Genomic DNA, 20,525 nt, shown 5'->3' with positions numbered 1-20,525 from the left:
CTGAGACTTAACGGTGAACACGCCTACAGCTAGCGGAAAAAAATCTCGCCCGATTTTATCTGCATAATTTTCCCTTCCCCATCGGTAATCAGCACGTAATTGCCGCCCATATAGGTCCAGTGACTGCCGATTTCCGGCGCGGGCAGATGGCGTTTCTGCCATTCGACAATTTCATAGGGTTTGCTGCGATACTTATCCGGCACCACATCACCGACGGTATAGCGCTGCGCATCGCTAAAAAATTCGTTCACATCGTAATTTTTGGGCTGCTCCTGCTCCGCGTCGGGTGCGCCCTGCGCCTCCGGCTGGGTTGGGCTTTGTGTTGCATCCGGCTGGCCTGGCACCGGCGACACCGGCTGCACGACGCTTTCATCCGTCACGCTCGTGTCTTCTTCCGCCTGGGCTACGGTAGCGAATGCCAGCATGCTGATTAAGGCACCTGAAAATAGTATTTTGGTGGTATTACGCATAGGTTCTCCTGATATCCCTGTTCTGCCGTTGCTGGCGCTCATTTTAGTGACAACAAATTAACCCTGGTTACGCCAACAGTCTCAACTTTTATTGTGAACTTTGTTGTCACGCACTCGGCCTGGAGAAATAGTTGCCTGATAAGCAGCCAGCCACGCCGCCTTATTCCTGGATGATCGCCCACTCTGCATGTGGTCATTAGCGTTAACCTGTGAGAATATATTGTTTTTACAAGCAAAAGGAACTGCGATTATGTCAAACACCACTTCTCGTTGTCTGTTTACCGAAGGTAGCCTTGCTATCCCTGAAGGCTATATCGATCAGACCGTGAACGTATTCAGACCGATGAACGGCGCTAAAACGGCCTACTCTATTGCACGCGATCGCTTACCGGCAGGCGTGACGCTCGCTGACCATATTAGCAACCAGCTTGCGATGCTGGAAAAACATATGCCGGGCAACCAGATTACGGAACGCAGCAGCGTCTGGCTTGGCGATCGGGTAATTGAAGGCGAGCAAATTGTTATAGAGATGCAGCGTGAAGGTCAGCATATCACGCAGCACCAGGCGATTTTTTTGCTGGACGCAACGCTGTTGGTCTTCACCCAGACCAAGAACGGTCCGCTGGCAGAAGAAGATAACGCCCAGTTTACCGCGCTGCTTGCCAGCTTTAAGCCTGCGGCGTAAGCGGTAACCGCCCACCTGAGCAGGCCATTATTACGGCGGCAGACGCAAAACCAGGCGGGCAAAGAACAAACCCTGAGTGGACGTATTGCACGTCCACTTTTTTATGCCTTGCGTGAGCAGCAGGCAATATAGTTCATAGAGCGCCGCTGGGCGCGGAAATAGCGGAACATGCCGAGGAAGCGCTGGCGGTTCTCACGGTTTTTCAGGCCGTTAAATGCAATTTTCATTGCTCTTCCCAGACCTTCATCCTTAATCATGCCGTGTGGCGACATCAGCGACATCGGGCCGTTGTGCGTCTGCACCTGGGTAAAACCGACCTGATAAAACAGTGCCTGCCAGTTTTCCTGCGACATCGGGCTGACGTTGGATTTCACCACCTGTTGTAGCTGTACATCCGCATCAACTTCAAGTTGTCCCTGAGTCAGCATAATATCGTGCGTCAGCAAACAACCGCCGGGCTTCAGCACGCGATAATATTCCTGCACCAGCCGCCGCTTTGCCTTATCGGCATACATGGTGAGCATGGCTTCGTTAATGACCACGTCAAAGCTGTTATCGGGGAAAGGAAGATGGTGGGCATTCGCTTCGCTGATATGAATGCGATCAGACAGACCTGCGGCGGCAACGTTCTCCTGCGCCTTGCTGAGCGCCTGCTTATCCATATCCACAGCGTAAACCTGGCAGCCGAAGCGGGAAACCAGCTCAATCGAGGTGGTGCCCATGTTGCAGGCAATCTCCAGCACTTTGCTCTGCGGGTTCAATCCGGCCTGAGCGAACAGCCACTCTGTGGCTTCCGCGCCGCCTGGACGCAGCCGGGTTTTCCCCAGGCTGGCCAGAAAAGTATGTCCTGCTTTATTATTGTCAGACATCTCTATCTCCGCCAAAATTTAAAGTTGCATACAGTATGCAACTTTAAATCAACGAAGTTAAGCCACAGGCAGCCCCTTCCGGCGAGGAAGGGGGCAGACGGCATTAATAGTCAAACTGACGGTAGTAGCGACGAATATCCAGGCTGTGACCGGTATATTTTTCAAAGTGTGCCGCCAGCCGATCCACCATCAGCGTGGAAGCGACGCAGGGAGCCATAATCCAGCGGAAATCATCGTCGATGCCGTTCAGACGATAGTCGCGCGGATCGATAACCACCACCCGATCGCTAATCTTACGGGCAAACGCCTCCACGCGATCGTCCAGCGAACGGCACTTCCCTTCCCCTTTCACCAGGAACAGCGGTACTTCTTTCTCCAGCAGCTCCAGCGTGCCGTGGAAAAACTCCGCCGAACTGACCGCTTTGGTGCGCTTCCACTGCATCTCTTCCAGAATGCACATCGAGAACAGATAGACTTCACCCCACATCTCCGCGCCGCCAATCCACATCATATAGTCGCTGTCATGATACTGTTTAGCGATCTCATCGGCGCGATCGTTGAAGTCACGTTTGGCCTGTAACAGGTTTTCCGGCAGCCGCTCCAGCTGGCTGGCAAAACGCGTATAGTCGCTAAACTCGCCGTTCAGTGCCACCAGGCGGAAAAACAGCCAGTAAAGCAGCATATATTCAAACTCAACGCCGTTTTTATGGCGCATCGGGATATGCCAGCTGGCGTGACTGGCGAGCGGCGAATCCGCATTTTTGGTAATTGCCACCACGCGAATGCCCTGTGATTTACACCATTCGGCAATCGCCACCGATTCTTTGGTATCGCCCGATTTAGAGAGGGTAATCACCACCGAATCTTTGGTTAATTTCCTGTTGCCTTTGGTTATTAATTCCGCCGCCTGTTCAGTATAGACCGGCAGCGCGGTGCACTCTTTGGCGAACTCATTGATCGCCATCATCGGTGCCAGCGAGCCGCCTACCGAGGCGAAAAACAGGTTGCTGTAGCCCGCCTGATGAATCTCTTCTGCTACCTGTTCCGCAATTTTACGCGCAGCAACGATCTCACGAGTACTGGTCAGGTACTCGTCCTGATTAAATCCCAACATATTTTTTCTCCTGAGAGGTTAAATTTTGCTTTGTAATACTTTGTCGAAGTCGTCGAATATGCGTACGCCCAGGTCGATGCCTTTCAGGGTGGCGACGCGAAACGCCAGAATCTGTACCGGTACAATCAGCAGCAGCGGCGCAAGCAGCGGATCGAGGGGAAAATCGAGCGACAGCGTGCGATCGTCGCCGTCGCCGTCGGCACTGAAGGTCAGCGCCGCTTTAACGTGCGGGCGCATGTACTCACGCAACGCGGTGCTGCGGGCATCGGGCGCATCCTCAATAAACAGCAGCAGGTGCTCGGCGTTCGCCTCGAGATAAGGGCCATGCATATAGGCTTCCAGCTCAAAGCCGCTGGAGGGACGGCGCACCGTCTCGGTGAATTTGGTTTCGAACTCTTTTGCCACACCCACCAGCCCGCCGTAGCCGATGGCGACATAGCGCGGCGCGCTGCTCAGCAACGCCTGATGGCGCGTGATAAAAGCATCGGTACGGCGCATCACATCCGGCAGCCGCTGCGTCAGCGCACGCAGCGCATTCAGCGTTTTATCGCGCTCGGCGGCGGAGAGTTCGCCCTGCGCCTCTCCAACCATTAGCGCGATTAGCAGCAGATTAAGTACCGTGGCGCTGAAGCCGAGCGTGACGAAGCCGACTGGCTCAATGCCGCAGTTGATATCCAGAATCGCATCCGCCTCCTGCGCCAGCGGGCTGTTGCCGTTGGCGGTCATACAGTAAACCGCCCGCCCTGCCGCCTGCGCCTTGCGCTGCGCCTGAAGCGTGGAGTGGCTTTTGCCGCTCTGCGACAGCGCGATAACCCAGTCGGTCGCCTCATCGAAGCGTTCATAGTGGGTAAAGGGATAAGGCTCTTTAATTTCCACCTGAATCTGCGCCCATTCGCTGAAAGCGTAGGCGGCACACTGGGCTGCGTTCATTGACGAGCCGGTTGCCAGGATCAGCAGGCGACGCACCGGCCCCTGCGCCAGCCGCTCGCGTACCGGTGCCAGCATTTGCGGATACTCATCCAGGATACGCGCCAGGGTTTCTGGCTCGCGTTCGATACAGTCCATCATGGTTATTGACATGCTAATCTCCTCAGAACAGACCAATCCATGAACCCAGGATGCCGACTACCGCCATCCCGCCAATAATCGCCAGCGGCTGAACCTTTTTCCCCAGCAGCCAGTAGACAATGCCGAAGCTCAACAGCGGCAGCAGACAGGGCATGATGTCGTTGATGATCGACTGCACTTCGGTCTTCGCCTCGCCCGCACCGAAGGTGATGGGAATGGTGATATCAATCATCGAGGCGGTCATCGCCCCCACCACCATCAGGCCGATAATTGAAGCGCCGTAGGTGACACTCTCCATCATGCCGCTCTGCTGAATACGCTGTAGCACGCCGGTGCCGAGCACGTAGCCCCAGCGGGTAAACAGCCAGCGCACCAGGATGTGCGGAATATTGAAAATCAGCACAAACAGAATCGGCCCGAGGATATTGCCCTTCAGCGCCAGACTGGTGCCGATGCCGGTAGCGATCAGGCGCAGCGTGCCCCAGAAAAAGGAGTCGCCCAGCCCGGCCAGCGGCCCCATCAGCGATGCCTTTACGTTATCGATCGAGGCGCTGTCTATACCGCCGTCGCGACGATTTTTCTCTTCCATCGCGGCGGTGATGCCGAGGATCAGCGTGACGATATGCGGCGTGGTGTTAAAGAAAACCAGATGCCGTTTCAGCGCACTAACCAAATCCTCCTGACGCGTATAGAGCTTTTTCAGTATCGGCATCAGCGCATAGACAAAGGCGAGGTTCATCTGCCGTTCGTAGTTCCAGGAGAACTCCATCTGGAACGAGCGCCAGAACACGCGGCGCAGATCGCGCGGCGTAATGGCCGGTTCTGCCGGGGTTTTATCTTCAGAAATCATCTTCGTCATTCTCAACTCCCTGCGCCGCTGAGGCGCGTTGTACCGGCTGCTGCGTCATATTGACCATCACCACCGCGACGATCGCGCCAAGGATCGCGATACCGGTGACCGGAATTTTCAGGTAGGCCATCAGTACAAAGCCGAGGAAAAAGTAAGGTGCCACTTTCTTGTTGATCAGCAGCCGCGCCAGCATGGCGAAGCCGAGCGCCGGGATCATGCCGGTCGCCACGCTCAGGCCGTGCTTGATAAATTCGGGAATGGCGTCGAGCAGGCTTTTCACCGCGCCGCTGCCCACCATAAAGGAGACAGCTACGATGGTGGCGAGCATCAGCGACAGGCCGAACCCGGCCAGCAGGTGCATACGCTCAATGCCGCCGGTGTTACCCTGTTCGGCATAGCGATCCGCCTTATGGCTGAGGGTGGGAATAAACAGTCCCAGATAAACGTTTTTCAGCACCAGCGTCAGGGTGGCGATCGGCAAACCCAGCAGCAGTGCCGTTTCGGTGCCCGCACCGGAGGTAATGGCGAAGGCGACGCCAAGAATGCCGCCGGTCACCACGTCAGGCGGGATAGATGCGCCCACCGAGAAAGAGCCGATAAACGCCAGTTCCAGCGTTGCGCCCATGATCACCCCGGTTTCCACATCGCCCAGCACCAGGCCGGTCAGCAGGCCGGTAACAATCGGCCTGGAGAGCAGTGAAGTACCAAGCGCATATTCAGACTGGGCGATAAATGCCACCAGTCCCAGCAAAAGTGCCTCTGTCATGGTGTCTCCCCCTGCGCTACAGCGCCTCGGTAAACAGCTGTTTGCGATCGCCGGGCACCTGACGAATCTCCACTTCAGTGCCCGCCTGCGTCAGCTCCTGGAGCTGCGCAATCTCTTCCGGCAGTACGTTGATCGCCTTCGAAATATTGCGGCTGCCTTCACGCGCCTTGATGCCGCCCAGGTTGATGCTCTCAATCTGCGGCACCGCCTTCGCCAGACGCCAGGCGTCGTTAACCGACTCCACCACGATCAGCAGCTTATATTTGTCGGTGACGCCGCTTTTAATCGCCTCGATGGCGTCGTCGATATTTTTAATCACCAGCTTTACCGCTGGCGGCCTGGCGAGTTTGATGGTGGTTTTGCGCAGTTCGTCGTTGGGCACGCTGTCGTTGGCGATCAAAATGCAGTCAGCGCCGATATATTGCGTCCAGGAAAAAGCGACCTGGCCATGCAGCAGTCGATGATCGACCCGTAAGAGCTTTATCATGGTTATTTTCCTCGCTCAGAAATCTTTATCGGCGCAGTGGGCGCCGCTTATGGTTTGGTTGCAGTACTGCATTCCTTCTCTGGCGTTGCTCAGCGCCTCCTGAATTAGCTGAACCGCTGGCTCATCCGCTGGCGCGATCAACATCTCAATCACCAGCGGCAGGTTTAAACCGGCCAGCAGATGAAAATCGGGGCGATAGAGATAGCGAATAAATTCGTTATTGACGCTACCGGCAAAAATATCGGTGATGACGATCAGCTCATCCTGCGGCGTAAAGCTCTCCATCAGGCGATCGACCTGACGGGTTAAATCTTCGTTTTCATCCACGTAGGCGCACAGCGTATGCAGGTGCGGCTGAGCGCCCAGTATTAACTCTACGGATTGACGAATACCGGCGGCGAAGGTGCCGTGACTGGCAAAAATGTAGTGACGTTTCATCCTGACCTCATCAAGCGATTCCACATCTGGATAAGAGCAACCGGCGTGCCATAAATAGTGGCGCGCCGGTAATGAGGCGGGAGAGATGAACTAAAACTCTTGATCTGACGAGGTAAATTCTGTTTCGCGGTGCAGGATATCGTGGATATAACAAAGCTCAGCATCGGGGATTTTGACACTATAGCTGGCTTCAATGACACTAAACGCCTCACGCAGCGGATTTAACTGACGCAACGGACGCTCCGGCCCGGCGTAGCGCTGGATCGCCGTCTGCCGAATCAGACGTTCAATCAGGCAGCTGATATGAATATAAAGCGCCACCTTGCGATCGTTGGTGAGCTGCAACCCGGCCAGATGCTCATAGCGCAGCAGGAACTGCTCAACCTGGTTAATCACCTTGCCGGTATCGAGGATGGTTACCGATTCAATCACCCGCCGCAGCGAGAAGTTTTTCACAATCAGGTTATTGATCTCTTCCACCTGTTCGCTGCTCGCCAGCCCGCCGAACAGCCGGTTCAGCGCCGCGCTGCCCTGCCCGGAAATCAGCGACTCCAGCGAAATCCACGGCACCGGCAGATGGGGATCGAGCGTGCCTACCACCGCCAATACCTCATAGCGCGCCAGTAGTGCGGCGCGTTTCGGTTTATCGATCAGGCTGTCGTAATCACAGGCGACCATCTCAATCGCCAGCGCTTCCGGGATACTCGCCTTCAGCAGCGCACTCAGGTTGCTGGCGGCACCGAGGCCGGTAGCGCACAGGGTAATAATCGCCCGCGGCTTATTCTGCTGCGGCCAGATAAGCTGATGTTCAATCGGCAGATCGGCGGCGACTTCGCCGACGATGGCTTCCGGGTAGTCGCCGCGCAGAATGCGTTCGCCAACGTAGAGCGCCATACGCGTCGAGACGTTATTGATAATCGCCACCGGCGTGGTGATATGGCGATTAAAGTGCTGATGGATAGCGTTCAGCGATCCCATATCCACCAGAATCACCAGCCCGGTCGCCAGCGCGTTACGATCGATATAATCCATGACTTCGCTGGCAATCGCCTCCGGCGTGACGTCGAGCGGCATATCGAAAGATTCAAACAGATTGCTTTTCAGTAGCCGGTTCGCCACGTTGGCGATGCTGCTGGCAGTGGCGTAGCCGTGAGCGAGGATCACCGCCCGCGTGACCTGCGTCTGGCTCAGCGTGCCGGTTTTTTGCAGCCAGAGGATCAGCAGCAGCGCGTCGATCCGCTGCGGTTGCAGATCGAGCTTGTGGGTAACCGAGGAGAGCACTTCGTGACAGAAGCGGCAGAGCAGCGGATAGCGCTGCTCCAGGCTGTGGGAAAGCTGGCGAATCAGCTCGACGTTAAGGCGCGCGGGCGTTTCGCTGGCGCGATGCAGCAGATAGTGGCTCAGCGCGTAAACACAGTTGCCGTTGAACTGAAGGTTGAAGCGTTTTTCCAGACGGTAAAATTCCTCGCGTACCTGACTGCTGGTGAGTAGCAGCATGGAAGATTCCGCGCTGTCGCGATGATCGAAGATCAAACGATCGAACAGTAGTTCAATCTCACTGCCCATGCGCTTTTCCATCTCTTCCCAGGTCATCAGCCCGCCGCGCCAGCGGGCGAACAGCGCCAGCACGCTAAGCTGCGTATCCTGAATCAACAGGCGTGCGCCATCCTGCTGACGCAGCAGCCAGGCGGGCGAAGCGGCGGCATCGATCATCACCGGCTCGGTCGATTTTTGCGGCTCGGCAAGCGCCGGAAGCTGGGCCATCACCGCTTCCGGCAGATCGTGGATAGTCACTTCAATGGTTTTTTGTCCACGCTGCCGCGCCCAGGCGGAAGCAACGCTGTATTTCACCGCGTTTTTCATTTCGCCGACGTTACCGCGCCAGATATAGCGCCCCAGCGCCGCCGTCAGACGCGGGCTTAGCCGCAGGCTGCCGCCAACCCGCTGCGCCTCACGCCAGAAGAACTGCATCATCAGCGCCCGCTTCTCCTGCTGGCTGCGACTTTCCAGATCGGGCAGCGTGATTTGTATCGGAATACGGCGGATAAAGGTGGTTAAAAAGGTACTGTGAATCTCTTCGGTGGTGGCGAAGATCAGCCGGGCCTGTACCGTCTGTGCCTGCGCCGTTTCGCCCAGCCGGTAAATTTCTTTACGATCGAGCCAGGTAAACAGCTTCTCCTGTCCTTCGGCACTGAGGCGGTGTACCTCATCGAGAAACAGAATGCCGCCCTGTGCCGCCTCAAAGGCTCCCGGCTTATCGCTGACCGCCCCGGTAAACGCGCCTTTAACATAGCCAAACAGGTTGGCGGTCAGCAGTTCAGGGTTGCTGGCGTACTGTGCGCAGTTAAAGTTAATAAAGGGCGCGTCCGGCTCGATAACCTGTTGCGCAATGGCATACTCATGCAGCAGCTGGGCCATATAACTTTTGCCGGTGCCGCTTTCGCCGGTAATCAACAGCGGTAGCCCGCCATCGGGATAAAACAGCGCGGTTTTTAGCTGCTCGATTGGCTTTTTCAGGCTGCCATCGTGACCGATTAGCAGGGCAAAGTGATCGGCGGCCTGTTCCGCTTCAACCTCTTCCGCCAGCAGCTCCGCCACGCTGTTATATTCGCTGCGCGATAGCGGGAAAAACTGTTGTTCAAAGCTGTGCTTATGCAGAAAGCAGACCGGACGCGTATTAATTTTTACCAGCGCGCCTTCCGCCACCAGCTGATTGAGATAGTGACTGGCGGTGTTGCGCTGCATGGCAAAACGCTGTGCCAGCCAGCTCGCCGTAAAGACCTCGCTGATGTGGTGTGGATCGAAAAAGTCGGTCTGATTAAGCAGGAAATTAAGTAAGTTATCTTTGCGCGTCATCGTTTTCCCCGGTTTACAACACCCGGCTATGATGCCCTGAAGTGACGGGCAGCAAACGCCTGCGCGCAGAGGAATTACGGTTTTGTGGAATGCCGCACAGATCGCGGATCGCCCTCGTCGTAGATAATCAGGCTGACGCTGTTTTCGCTGTTAATATAAACCTGCGCAGAACGTTCGCCATCCGGCGAATACCAGATTTTGCCGCCTTCTGCTTCCGTTACCGGATAGTAGCCCAGAGAAATCAGATAGTGCTCCAGCTTTGCGCCATCCCGTGTGCCGTGAAAGGTAATGCTGGATAATCCCGCTGCGTTGCCATCCTGCGCTTTGACGCTAATTTCATAGCGATGAGTAAGCCGTGGTGCCTGTTTGATTTCATCCGAAGTAAATAAATGATATTTAAACCACTCTTTTTCAGTGTAGGTGATATCCAGCGTAACCAGCATGATAAAGGTGAAAAACAAGGCCGCCATTAATAGCAGAAGCCCCCCACCCACCGCACATCCGATATTTTTATATTTGTTATCCATTATTCAAACTCAGATTTTGGTTTGGTTAAAATGTTAGCATGAGCGCCATTATTTGTAATTACCTTAACGATATCTTTATGATAATCAGCAAATGGTTTGATAGACATCATAAATTTTGGTAACTCCCCATAAAAAGGTTTAGAATATTTATTTTTTATTGGATCAGGAAAAATTAGAGGTTTGAAGAGTTTATTTTTATAATCACCAACTGGTCCATAATAATCCCAGCGCTTTAGCGCCTCTTTCCGACTTATCAGCTTTAGAAAAGGGAAGTAATTCATTGGTCGTACTGCACGATAGAATCCCAGTAAATCAGAAACTAAATCTTCAGCGCTAAATCCACTGTCCGTAAACCAAATAAATGGCAGTGATGCCTGCATCCTTTCAAATTTGACAGCAGTAGACATCATCATCGCAAGAGCAATACTAAAGCGCTGATCTAACGGCCTACCTTTTTTAATTTGCCAACGAGCATGCATACCTACGCCAAAAATATTTTTTGAATATTTATACATTGTTTGTGAATAAGATATTGTATAGACTTCATTACTGCCACGTTCTCCCTGCTCCATGGCATAAAGTAATTTTTTTATATCTTTCCCTTGAGCATGACCTAAATCTATCCATCCCAGAATCTCCGAATAAACCAGTCCTGACCTGGCATAAAAAGCATCACTCCCATCAATAATATCTTTACGTTCGCTCACTAACCTTCCTTGTAAAAATACGCTTTCAATTTATTACGTTATAAAATTTTATAATAAAAAACATCCTGCCTTTAATAAAACAAAGATAATATTACCTTTACCATAAATAAAACGAAAACCAATCCATTTACGTTGCACTAATTAAAATTAGCAGTTCGATTTATTTACCATTGCTTATACTGGTTAAAAGATCGAATAAATTATAAAGCTAATTTAAGGCCTCAATTTTAGCTAAAAAATGCTCGCCGCCGCCGATAATTACTTATCAGTTAGCCGCTATTATCTCACCTGTTTAACGCTAAAAAAGATAAAGAAACGGAGCCGTTTTCGGCCCCGTTATTGGCTGGCAGACAACGGCGCGACAAGCCATTCTCTGCCTGAGCCTGAGCCTGAGCCTGAGCCTGAGGCTTCCGCGCAATATGCGGATAGCCAAAACCCTTTTACTGTGGCGTCAGTTTAATCGCCGAGGCGTTCATAATCCCTGCGCCACGTTTGCCCTGCGCATGGATCAGATCCCACTCTTTTACCGTGCCGTTATCGTTAAGCGTAATTAACAGGGTATAGACCGGGCCGGACTGTGTACCGATAAAACCGCCAACAATCGGAATCATGCGGCTGGCATCGTCGGTAATATCCTGCCACAGATAAAGCATGATTTTTTCGCCTTCGTCACTGAAAGTGTAGCTAATTGGCTGACCAAAGCGTGAAATCATACTGCTTTCGGTGGTCACGCCGGGCTTAATCACCGCGCCCAGACTCTCTTTCGTCGCATCCTTCAGGAAATTATTATTCAGCGTCAGAGGATAACGGGTAAAAATATGCCTGGTGACCACCTGCTTATCAACCAGCACGTTAAGCCGTGATACGTTGGCAGCGTGGAGAGGATTATCAGACCAGGTTCTTTTCCAGCCGACATTCACTTTTCCCGTTGCGGTCGGCGACATATTTTCCGGCTGGCCGTAGCGCTGTAGCAATTCATCCAGCGTTGTTTTGCCATCGACAACGCTGTTTTGCGTTTCAGTCACGCTGCGGGCGCTAAGCGCCGGGGTTTTCACACATCCAGTCAGCACCAGCGTCGCAGCCAGCAGCAACCATCCTCTTTTTATCATTTCGTTTCGTCCTTTTAGCCATCAAGAAAATTTCAGGCGGATACCCGATCTCTGGCATCCCTGACCTGAAACGTTGTCCCTGTCTCTATCGGCCATCAGAAGTGAAACTTTATCGCGATTACACGCCAATTCTGCGATAAAAAAACGGGGCTTTTCGGCCCCGTTCAGCGTGTTGATGTATTCCAAAGCATCGAAGGCGTCAGAAATTCCAGCTAAAGCCTGCGTTAACGCTGTTGTCCTGATAATTATCAGAAATCAGGCCACTATAGCCCAGCGACAGGCGGGAATCAGCGTTCAACGCCATCTCCGCGCTGGCCTTAATCACCGCACCATCACGCGAAGCAGAAACACTGTTCACCACAAACGGCGCATTGCTGCCGTTAAACTTCAGCCCCATGCCGCGATCCAGATCGCCATACTGATGCTGCCAGCCCAGCTCACCGCGCAGCGCCACCGATGTCGTGGTGTTAATGTCCCACTGGACATCGGAGCGCAGGCCCAAAGTAGAGAGCGTGGCGTCGGTATGCTGCTTGTCACCATGCAGCGCCGCCGCACCGCCCTGCTCCGCAATGCGGTTGTTCTGGAAGTTAACGTAAGAGAGGTTAGCAAACGGCTCAATGTTCACTAATCCAGCGGGAATCGCGTAGCCCGCTTCCGCGAAGAACTGTTCGGTGCGCGCATTATACTGCGCGCTGGCCCGATCGGACTGGCTGCCGTAACGCACAGAACGCGAGGTATCAAAGCGATGCCAGGTGTAACCCGCGCCTGCCCGCAGCGCCAGCGCGCCATACTCTTTGCCGCCGTAAACCGCCAGATGGTAGTTATCGCTGTCGGCATCGGCACCGTAACCACCATCCAGTGAGGTACGGGTATAACCGGTCGCCACGCCCATGCGCCAGTCATCCGCCCAGGCGGAATCCAGCCCCAGCAACACGCCGTAGGTGGAAGCCTGGTAGCCGGTGGCGCTGGCATCGCCGGAAGCATGATCCCACGCGCCCAGCAGCTTCGCCCATGCACCGCCTTCGTCAGCTTTAATATCGGTTGAGCCAGCCAGCCCTTCAGCCTGACGCAGACGATCGTTCAGCGTATCGCGCAGATAGCGGCTGTCGTTAACCTGAGCCGAGGCGATATCCGCATGAACCTGGCCGGAAAGCTGACGGAACGCCTGGCGCGCTTCTCCCACTGACCCGCTAAGCAGCAAACTTTCATAAACCGGGTTACCCGCGCCCAGCGCATTCGCCGCTGCTGCAACGGCCCGCTGGTTCTCGGTAGCGGCTACGCTGGTAAAGCTCACATCATTACGTCCAACCGCCAGCGAAACCTGATTGCCCTGGTAGCCCAGTGAGGTGCCGAGGAAAGCGTAGCTCGGCAGCGCGCTGGTAAACTGACCGTTGATGCCGTTTGCCGCCGACAGAATGGTGTACTGGCGTCCCGCCAGGCTCTGTACTTCGCTACGGCTGAGCAGGTTATCACCGTTTTCCAGCGATACCGCCACTTCGCCGCCTTTGATATTGATAGCGCCGCCGCTGGCGATACGATCGCTGCGTCCGTCCGGCGCAACCTCCACCGCATAGCGCGAGCCCGCTTCAAAATTAACGTCGCCATCAACGTTCAGGGTGCCGATAGAGTTGCCGGGGGCCACGGTGCCGCCGCGTGCGACGGTTAAAGCCCCTACGCTGCCCGATCCGCCCAGCACGCCCTGCTGCTGTACGCTGACCGCTGACGTCAGTGAGCCGTTAATTGCCAGCAGGCCATCGTTCACCAGCGTCGGGCCGCTATACGTATTATTGCCGGTAAGCAGCAGCGCACCCGCGCCCTCTTTCGTCAAACCGCCGTGACCGGAAATATCATTCGACCAGACATCAAAAGCGCACTGAACGCCTTCACACAGGCGCGCATAACGTTTGTCAGCGTCTACCGTTGCCCCGATGCCGGGGATATTGGCAACAAACTGCGTCGATCCGTAGGCGGTGCCGTCCGGATCCGGTATGCGAAACGCTTCAGGGATATCCTCTACGGTGTAGAACATACCCGGCCCGTGGATCGCTTTGCCTAAATCGATCATGCCCCAGCCGTACAGCGCGTCGATGCCCGCCTCGCCCATATCAACCGTGGTGGTTTTCAGCACCTGCGCCACCTGCGCGCCAGTCATATAGGGAAAACGCTCCATCAGCACCGCGATACTGCCCGCAACGTGCGGAGCCGCCATTGATGTCCCGCTGAATTTGGCGTAGCCGGTGGTTAAATCATCGGCATTGGTGCCTTCAATAATCGAGCTGTAGACGCGCGATCCCGGTGCCGATACGCAGAAGCTGGCGGTATAGCCGCAGCGCGAGGAGAAGGTGCTGATGGTGTAACCTTCCTCTTCCTGTTGCAGGCTGGCAACGGTCAGCCAGTTTGGCGCGATATCCGGCACAAAGTAAGCCAGTCCGCCCATTGCATCCGGGTTATTAAGGTTATAGTCGTTCCCGGCGGCAAAGATGGTAACGATGCCGCTGCGTGCCGCATCGATCGCGCCCTGGTAGGCACCGCCCGGCACCGTACCGAGGATCTGTTTGATCTGATCGAACTGCTTTTGTGCATCGCTGACGGTAAAGTTCGGATAAGCGGGATCGCGCCCGCCCTGTGAGAATTGGTCAGTGATGCCGATCCCCCAGCTGTTATTGATAATACGCACGCCGCTTTCGCGCAGCGCATCCCAACCCGCCTTATACACGGCACCATCATTACCGAGGACAATGCCATCTTCCGGGCCGGGATCGCCGTTCTCCGCGCTGACGATCTGCGCCCCCCAGGCCACGCCGTGCATTTCACCACCGTCGCGGCTGCCTGCGGCGATACCGCCAACGTGCGTGCCGTGCGTGCCCAGTTCGCCGTCAGAATCGGGGCTGGGCGTACCGTCATACCTAAAGGCATCGCCCGCTTTTACCGGAATATAGGGATCGGTGTAGGCGCGAACGCCTTCGGTAACCAGATTGATTACTTTATTCGCGCCAACAAATTCCGGGTGCTGCGCATAAACCGGCTGATCGAAGATTCCGAGCTTAATGCCTTTACCGCTGTAGCCAGCGGCATAGGCTTCGTCAGCATGAATTGCGCCCAGTCCCCACTCGGCATTGAATTCACTGCTGCGCCAGCTGGACGCATTGCCCGCTACACCCTGCTCAATGTAACTGGCTGCGATCGCCGGGCCGACTGCGCCAAGATAAACTGCCGCTGCCAGCGCGCTATAGCGCACCTGCCGCCCCGTTAACTCAGAACGTAATACGCGCTGAGGTACAGTCAACCTTCTGCCTTTCTTTATCATTGCAGATACCGTCCGTTCTTGGTTTCAGATGTTTTATTTTTGAGTTGCTTCAACGTGCAATAAAAATGAAACGCCGCACGAAACATATCGACGCAAATATCAGATAAAGCAGAAAAGTTTTATTTCTGCCAGTAACATTGAGAAATATATAGATGCAAAAGAGTGATTCTCATCATATTATTTTCATATGCTTATTTTTTTTAAAAACACCCGGAATAAAAAATAAATAAGCAAGGAATATCCAATTCCAAAACCCCAGGAAGATTCTTAAAACTAAAATTTTGTGCGATAAAAATGTGGTAATTTACTCAGGTTACTTATTGAAGAGTAATAGTTTGTTTTTTGATGATTATAATCCCACATTGAAACTGATTTAAAGGATATGACAGAGTCGTGGCAGCGAAGAGGAAGGAGGTAATATCGTGGTTTTTCAAGGGAAACGGGCCATCTCTGGCCCGTTTGAATTAATCCAGATCGGCCCCGTTACTGGCAATAACTTTTTTATACCACCAGAACGATTTTTTACGGCGGCGCGCTAACGTACCTTTTCCCTGGTCATCGCGATCGACATAAATAAAGCCGTAGCGTTTGCTCATTTCTCCCGTTGAAGCAGAAACCAGGTCAATACAGCCCCAACTGGTATAACCGATAACGGGAATACCATCATCAATCGCTTCCGCCAGCGCTCGAATATGTTCACGCAAATAGCTGATGCGATAATCATCGTGAATATTGCCGCTGGCATCCGGCTCATCTTTTGCGCCCAGCCCGTTTTCCACCAGAAATAAGGGTTTCTGGTAGCGGTCATACATCATATTCATGGTGATACGTAGCCCTAAGGGATCGATACCCCAGCCCCACTCGCTGGCTTCCACCCAGGGGTTTTTCAGCGATTTCACCACGTTGGCGGCGCTGGTATTGCCGTTGTTCATTTCTGCCGAAGCGCAACGTGAGGCGTAGTAGCTGAAGGAGACGAAATCGACGGTATGTTTCAGAATGTCATCATCGCCCGGCAGCGTTTCGATAGCGATCCCCTGCTCACGGAACATACGGCGGGTCCATGCGGGATAAGCACCGCGTGCCTGCACGTCGATAAAAAAGAGGTTTTCCCGATCTTTTTCCAGCGCTGCCCACACATCTTCTGGCTTGCAGGAGTAAGGATAGAAGTTGCCGCCCGCCAGCATGCAGCCCACCTGATTTTGTGGATTGATCTCATGGGCGATCTTGGTTGCCAGCGCGCTGGCGATCAGCTCATGATGCGCCGCCTGATATTTAACCTGCTGCGGGTCTTCATGCTCCTCAAATACCAGCCCCGCCCCGGAAAACGGGCTGTGCAGCAGAATATTGATTTCATTAAAGGTAAGCCAGTATTTTACCAGGCCGTCAAAGGCCTCGAAACAGGTGCGCGCGTAGCGGGTAAAGAAGTCGATGGTTTTACGGCTGCGCCAGGCACCATACTCTTTGACCAGATGCATCGGCATATCAAAATGGCAGAGGGTGACCAGCGGTTCGATATGATATTTTTTGCACTCTGAAAACAGCTCGCGATAAAACGCGATGCCCGCTTCGTTTGGCGTCAGCTCATCGCCCTGCGGATAGAGGCGGCTCCAGGCAATCGAGGTGCGAAAAACCGTAAAGCCCATTTCTGCCATCAGCGCGATATCTTCTTTATAGCGATGATAAAAGTCGATCGCCTCATGTGAAGGATAGAATTCATCGTCACGCCAGCTAAAGCGCTTTTGCTGTCCCAGCTTGACCGCCAGCCGATCTTTGCCATGCGGGATCATATCCACCGTTGCCGGGCCTTTTCCGCCCTCGCGCCAGGCACCTTCGGCCTGATTCGCCGCTATCGCGCCGCCCCATAAAAATCCAGCGGGAAATTTGGTTTCCATATATATCCTCTGTTAATGCGATTTAACGGCCTGAGAAGCGGTGGGCCAGTCGGCAGGCGTCACCGCCTTTTGCGGCGTCTCTACCGGGATATCCTCAAAGCCCAAAATTAAGGTGGTGATAAAAGAGATAACGATCGCCAGCGCCATCACCGCAAAGACCCAGACGATGCTCATTGGGTTAGCGGGATCGAAGAACTGGACGCTGGTGAACAGCCCCGGAGCCGCCATCGAATGACTTGCCAGCCCGGCCAGTCCGGCTACCGTGCCACAGAGGAAGCCGCTAATCAGGCTGGCGATAAGCGGGCGTTTGAGCCGTACCGCCACGCCATACAATGCCGGTTCAGAGATCCCGGCCACAATCGCGGAGGCAGCGGCAGCCAATGCGGTCTGACGCAGCTCCGGGTTTTTGGTGCGCCAGGCCACCGCCAGCGACGATCCGCCCAGCGAGAGGTTAGCGCCGATTTCCGAGGGCATAACCATGCCCTCTTTGCCGGTTTCCGCGATGGTCTGGATGATGGTGGGTGTAAAGACGCGGTGCATACCGGTCATTACCAGCAGCGGCCAGAGCGCGCCCATAATGGCCACCGATAGCCAGCCAAGATAGTGATGGATGGTGTAGACCACCGCTGAGATACCGCTGCCGATCCAGATACCGATCGGGCCGATCAGCATGATGGCGATCGGTGCAGCGATCAGGACGATCAGCATCGGTTTAAGGAAGTTTTTGGTGACGGCCGGAGTAATTTTATCCACCCATTTTTCGATCCATGAGAGGATCCAGGTCATGCAGAGCGCCGGTATAACGGTGTAGGTATATTTTACCGCCGTGACGGGCAGCCCAAAGAATTCTACCGGCTGCCCCTGCGCCGCTTTTGCCATCAGTTCGATAAAGCCAGGGTGTACCAGCACGCCAGCGATAGCGATTGCCAGCGACATGTTGGTTTTGAATTTTATCGCGGCGGAGGCGGCCACCATGATCGGCAGGAAGAAGAAAGCGCCGTCGCCAATGAAGTTGAGGATCGCCAGCGTAGAGGAATCTTTGGCAAACAGGCCGGTCATGCTGAGGATCATCGCCAGCAGTTTTACCATCGATCCGCCGATAATCGCCGGGATCAGCGGCGACATGGTGCCGATCAGTGCATCAAGGATGCCCGCACCGATGCGTTTTAGCGTGAGTTTGCCTTTCGGCGCTTCGGGCCGGGTTTGCGCGCTGGCAGGCAGCAGTTTAATGACTTCAGCATAGGCCTGGGAGACGGTGTTACCGATGATGACCTGGCACTGACCCTCGCTTTGTACCACGCCCATTACGCCGGGGATAGCTTTGAGTTCAGCGCCGTTGACGGCACGGCTGTCGTTAAGGACAAAACGCAGGCGTGTCATGCAGTGGGTGACTGCCACCACGTTGTTGTCGCCGCCTATCGCCGCAAGGATTGCTCGCGAGATTGCCGCATGATTTTTTGCCATGACTGTGAGACCTCTTGTTATGACGCACCGTAGCCGCAGGGTGGACGGCGTTGTTATGGTTTTTTCGGGTATGGGAAAGATAACGGCGGTTTTCGCCGCACCATTTCTCGTCTGCAACAACATAGGTAACCGGTTTCACATGAGATTGTTGATTAGGGATAAATAGATCAACTATTATTTTTTTGTTGATGAAAATTTGTGATAACGATCGCGTGCAGGGGCGAATAAGCGTGTTGTCTGTAGCTGATGGAATGTTGCGGCTCTGGCACAGAGTCGAACCAGCGACGGCAGATAAGCACCAGAGTTTAGGGAACAGCGGCTGGCTAAGATGTGCAGGTCACAAGTTGACATTGAACATGTTCCTGATATTTAGCTGAAGCTGCGCCGGTCACAAGGGGACGGACCTTTCGGCGGAACGGCATGAATCCGTCCTGGAGCCTCCGCCCGCGCCTTCCCTGGCGCGGGAGGTCCGCCTACAGGTTCCGTTCCCTCGTTCCCCGAAGCTCGCGCTACCGATACCTGACCAGAAACCGGCGCAACGTCTGGCGCGGGAGGTCCGCCTACAGGTTCCGTCCCCCTCGTTCCCCGAAGCTCGCGCTACCGATACCTGACCAGAAATCGTGCCTGCCGCTGGCTAGGCCCTTCCAACAACATAAACCACAACCCTGAAGCAAAAACTGTTTAGAATGGGCCGCAAGGGATCACAGCCGGGGAAACATCATGTCAACCATGCAGGACGTTGCGAAAAAAGCGGGCGTATCAAAAGCCACCGTCTCGCGCGTACTATCAGGCAAAGGCTACGTCAGCGAAGCTACCCGCCAACAGGTCTTCGCGGCTATCGAAGCGGCTGGCTATCGCCCTAACCTGCTGGCGCGCAACCTCGCCACCAGCAAATCCCAGTGCATCGGCATGGTTGTCACCAATACCCTCTACAGCGGCAGCTACTTCAGCGAAATCCTCTCCCAGGCAGCAAAAAAAGTAGAAGAAATCGGACGCCAGCTCATCCTTGTAGATGGAAAACACAGCGCCCAGCAGGAACGTGAAGCGATCGAATTCCTCCTTGACCTGCGCTGTGACGCCATCATCCTCTATCCGCGCTACCTCACCATCGATGAAATGGATGAAATCATCGAACAAACAACCCAGCCCATCGTGGTGGTCAACCGCAGACTGCGAAAACATCCCAGCCACGCCGTCTTCTGCGATCACAAAAAATCAGCCTACAACGCAACCCTGGCGCTGATTGAACGCGGGCACCGCCACATCGCTTTCATCACCGGATCGCTCGATTCTCCTACCGCGCTGGAACGCCTCAACGGTTACAAACAGGCGATCGGCCACGCTAACCTTCCTGTCGAACCGCAGCGCATCATTGAAGGTAAATGGACGCCCGCCTGCGGCGTCAACGCCATCACCTCGCTGCTGGAAAGACGCGTCCCCTTTAGCGCGGTCATCGCCAGCAACGACGACATGGCAATCGGTGCGCTAAAACAGCTTACTCGCGCCGGAATCAGCGTGCCGCAGCAGGTCTCGCTGCTGGGCTTTGATGACATTCCCGTCGCGCCCTTTCTGCTGCCCGCGCTCTCCAGCGTCAAAGATCCAGTCACCGACATGATCCACGAAGTCATTAATCGCCTAATCTCGATGCTGGACGGCGGCAACATGCTGCCACAAAAAGCGCTGATCTCCGGGCTGGTGCTGCGTGAATCGGTAGCCAACGCCCCGGATACAGAACGGTAAAACGCGCTCATCTCCAGCCATACTTCCGGCACGCAGCCTCCCGGCAGCCTGACCACTCTGTTGCTATACTCAGCACCAGGGCGGCGAAAGCACGCCCTGCGCCTGAGCTATCCGTTGCGTAACGCACTATGCCGCCGGTTGTTGGATGCGTAGCCTGTCTAAAACAAGGAGTAACA

General features: G+C 54.5%; 17 protein-coding genes. 2 read left to right on the top strand and 15 right to left on the bottom strand.

Annotated features, from left to right (window positions below; genetic code table 11):
- Nucleotides 1–29: 29 nt before the first annotated feature.
- Complete coding sequence (locus tag C7M51_RS21145) at nt 30–470, bottom strand: RcnB family protein (RefSeq protein WP_244323776.1); 441 nt, start codon at nt 468–470, stop codon at nt 30–32.
- A 250-nt stretch (nt 471–720) separates the two neighbouring features.
- On the opposite strand from C7M51_RS21145, the gene C7M51_RS21140 reads away from it, so the two are divergent.
- Nucleotides 721–1,155: a DcrB-related protein gene (locus tag C7M51_RS21140; protein WP_160623428.1), complete on the top strand. Its 435-nt coding sequence runs from the start codon at nt 721–723 to the stop codon at nt 1,153–1,155.
- 101 nt (nt 1,156–1,256) lie between these two features.
- Here C7M51_RS21140 and C7M51_RS21135 read toward each other — a convergent pair whose 3' ends face one another.
- The 14 genes from C7M51_RS21135 to ascF all read right to left on the bottom strand — a co-directional run bounded on the left by C7M51_RS21135 (nt 1,257) and on the right by ascF (nt 18,609).
- Nucleotides 1,257–2,024, bottom strand: coding sequence for a class I SAM-dependent methyltransferase (locus C7M51_RS21135; RefSeq protein ID WP_160623427.1), 768 nt, complete (start codon nt 2,022–2,024; stop codon nt 1,257–1,259).
- 103 nt (nt 2,025–2,127) lie between these two features.
- Nucleotides 2,128–3,138 carry an SIS domain-containing protein gene (locus tag C7M51_RS21130; protein ID WP_160623426.1) on the bottom strand — a complete coding sequence of 337 codons (1,011 nt, stop codon included), beginning with the start codon at nt 3,136–3,138 and terminating at the stop codon, nt 2,128–2,130.
- Between the two features lie 18 nt (nt 3,139–3,156).
- Entirely contained in the window at nt 3,157–4,218 is a 1,062-nt protein-coding gene (locus C7M51_RS21125) for an SIS domain-containing protein (protein ID WP_160623425.1), read from the bottom strand.
- A gap of 10 nt (nt 4,219–4,228) precedes the next feature.
- Nucleotides 4,229–5,065, bottom strand: coding sequence for a PTS system mannose/fructose/sorbose family transporter subunit IID (locus C7M51_RS21120; protein WP_425280987.1), 837 nt, complete (start codon nt 5,063–5,065; stop codon nt 4,229–4,231).
- A complete protein-coding gene (locus C7M51_RS21115) occupies nt 5,046–5,822 on the bottom strand; it encodes a PTS mannose/fructose/sorbose/N-acetylgalactosamine transporter subunit IIC (protein WP_160623424.1) in 777 nt (258 codons plus the stop codon). The genes C7M51_RS21120 and C7M51_RS21115 overlap by 20 nt, the downstream gene beginning before the upstream one ends.
- 16 nt (nt 5,823–5,838) lie before the next feature.
- A complete protein-coding gene (locus tag C7M51_RS21110) occupies nt 5,839–6,309 on the bottom strand; it encodes a PTS sugar transporter subunit IIB (protein ID WP_160623423.1) in 471 nt (156 codons plus the stop codon).
- Between the two features lie 15 nt (nt 6,310–6,324).
- The gene (locus C7M51_RS21105) at nt 6,325–6,747 is read right to left on the bottom strand and encodes a PTS sugar transporter subunit IIA (protein ID WP_160623422.1); all 423 of its coding nucleotides are present in this window, start codon (nt 6,745–6,747) and stop codon (nt 6,325–6,327) included.
- Between the two features lie 90 nt (nt 6,748–6,837).
- Nucleotides 6,838–9,603 (bottom strand): sigma-54-dependent transcriptional regulator, encoded by a 2,766-nt coding sequence (locus C7M51_RS21100; protein ID WP_160623421.1) that lies wholly within the window; start codon nt 9,601–9,603, stop codon nt 6,838–6,840.
- A gap of 74 nt (nt 9,604–9,677) precedes the next feature.
- The gene (locus C7M51_RS21095; protein WP_160623420.1) at nt 9,678–10,073 is read right to left on the bottom strand and encodes a hypothetical protein; all 396 of its coding nucleotides are present in this window, start codon (nt 10,071–10,073) and stop codon (nt 9,678–9,680) included.
- A 56-nt stretch (nt 10,074–10,129) separates the two neighbouring features.
- On the bottom strand, nt 10,130–10,837 hold the full coding sequence (locus C7M51_RS21090) for a hypothetical protein (RefSeq protein WP_160623419.1): 708 nt from the start codon (nt 10,835–10,837) through the stop codon (nt 10,130–10,132).
- A 440-nt stretch (nt 10,838–11,277) separates the two neighbouring features.
- Complete coding sequence (locus C7M51_RS21085) at nt 11,278–11,946, bottom strand: hypothetical protein (protein WP_160623418.1); 669 nt, start codon at nt 11,944–11,946, stop codon at nt 11,278–11,280.
- 199 nt (nt 11,947–12,145) lie between these two features.
- On the bottom strand, nt 12,146–15,184 hold the full coding sequence (locus tag C7M51_RS21080) for an autotransporter outer membrane beta-barrel domain-containing protein (RefSeq protein WP_244323857.1): 3,039 nt from the start codon (nt 15,182–15,184) through the stop codon (nt 12,146–12,148).
- Between the two features lie 533 nt (nt 15,185–15,717).
- Nucleotides 15,718–17,145 (bottom strand): 6-phospho-beta-glucosidase, encoded by a 1,428-nt coding sequence (locus tag C7M51_RS21075; protein ID WP_160623416.1) that lies wholly within the window; start codon nt 17,143–17,145, stop codon nt 15,718–15,720.
- A 12-nt stretch (nt 17,146–17,157) separates the two neighbouring features.
- Nucleotides 17,158–18,609 (bottom strand): PTS cellobiose/arbutin/salicin transporter subunit IIBC, encoded by a 1,452-nt coding sequence (ascF, locus tag C7M51_RS21070; protein ID WP_160623415.1) that lies wholly within the window; start codon nt 18,607–18,609, stop codon nt 17,158–17,160.
- 720 nt (nt 18,610–19,329) lie between these two features.
- Between ascF and C7M51_RS21065 the strand changes: the two genes are divergently transcribed.
- Entirely contained in the window at nt 19,330–20,349 is a 1,020-nt protein-coding gene (locus tag C7M51_RS21065) for a LacI family DNA-binding transcriptional regulator (RefSeq protein WP_160623414.1), read from the top strand.
- Nucleotides 20,350–20,525 lie beyond the last annotated feature (176 nt).

This window comes from Mixta intestinalis, from assembly GCF_009914055.1.
In the GTDB taxonomy this organism is placed as follows: domain Bacteria; phylum Pseudomonadota; class Gammaproteobacteria; order Enterobacterales; family Enterobacteriaceae; genus Mixta; species Mixta intestinalis.
Note: the sequence above shows the minus strand (reverse complement) of the source record. Positions and strands in the feature narration are given on the sequence as shown.

What these genes read in the sequence shown, in the direction of transcription:
- C7M51_RS21145 (WP_244323776.1), bottom strand. Translation starts at nt 470, where the DNA reads ATGCGTAATACCACCAAAATACTATTTTCAGGTGCCTTAATCAGCATG.
- C7M51_RS21140 (WP_160623428.1), top strand. Translation starts at nt 721, where the DNA reads ATGTCAAACACCACTTCTCGTTGTCTGTTTACCGAAGGTAGCCTTGCT.
- C7M51_RS21135 (WP_160623427.1), bottom strand. Translation starts at nt 2,024, where the DNA reads ATGTCTGACAATAATAAAGCAGGACATACTTTTCTGGCCAGCCTGGGG.
- C7M51_RS21130 (WP_160623426.1), bottom strand. Translation starts at nt 3,138, where the DNA reads ATGTTGGGATTTAATCAGGACGAGTACCTGACCAGTACTCGTGAGATC.
- C7M51_RS21125 (WP_160623425.1), bottom strand. Translation starts at nt 4,218, where the DNA reads ATGTCAATAACCATGATGGACTGTATCGAACGCGAGCCAGAAACCCTG.
- C7M51_RS21120 (WP_425280987.1), bottom strand. Translation starts at nt 5,065, where the DNA reads ATGACGAAGATGATTTCTGAAGATAAAACCCCGGCAGAACCGGCCATT.
- C7M51_RS21115 (WP_160623424.1), bottom strand. Translation starts at nt 5,822, where the DNA reads ATGACAGAGGCACTTTTGCTGGGACTGGTGGCATTTATCGCCCAGTCT.
- C7M51_RS21110 (WP_160623423.1), bottom strand. Translation starts at nt 6,309, where the DNA reads ATGATAAAGCTCTTACGGGTCGATCATCGACTGCTGCATGGCCAGGTC.
- C7M51_RS21105 (WP_160623422.1), bottom strand. Translation starts at nt 6,747, where the DNA reads ATGAAACGTCACTACATTTTTGCCAGTCACGGCACCTTCGCCGCCGGT.
- C7M51_RS21100 (WP_160623421.1), bottom strand. Translation starts at nt 9,603, where the DNA reads ATGACGCGCAAAGATAACTTACTTAATTTCCTGCTTAATCAGACCGAC.
- C7M51_RS21095 (WP_160623420.1), bottom strand. Translation starts at nt 10,073, where the DNA reads ATGGCGGCCTTGTTTTTCACCTTTATCATGCTGGTTACGCTGGATATC.
- C7M51_RS21085 (WP_160623418.1), bottom strand. Translation starts at nt 11,946, where the DNA reads ATGATAAAAAGAGGATGGTTGCTGCTGGCTGCGACGCTGGTGCTGACT.
- C7M51_RS21075 (WP_160623416.1), bottom strand. Translation starts at nt 17,145, where the DNA reads ATGGAAACCAAATTTCCCGCTGGATTTTTATGGGGCGGCGCGATAGCG.
- ascF (WP_160623415.1), bottom strand. Translation starts at nt 18,609, where the DNA reads ATGGCAAAAAATCATGCGGCAATCTCGCGAGCAATCCTTGCGGCGATA.
- C7M51_RS21065 (WP_160623414.1), top strand. Translation starts at nt 19,330, where the DNA reads ATGTCAACCATGCAGGACGTTGCGAAAAAAGCGGGCGTATCAAAAGCC.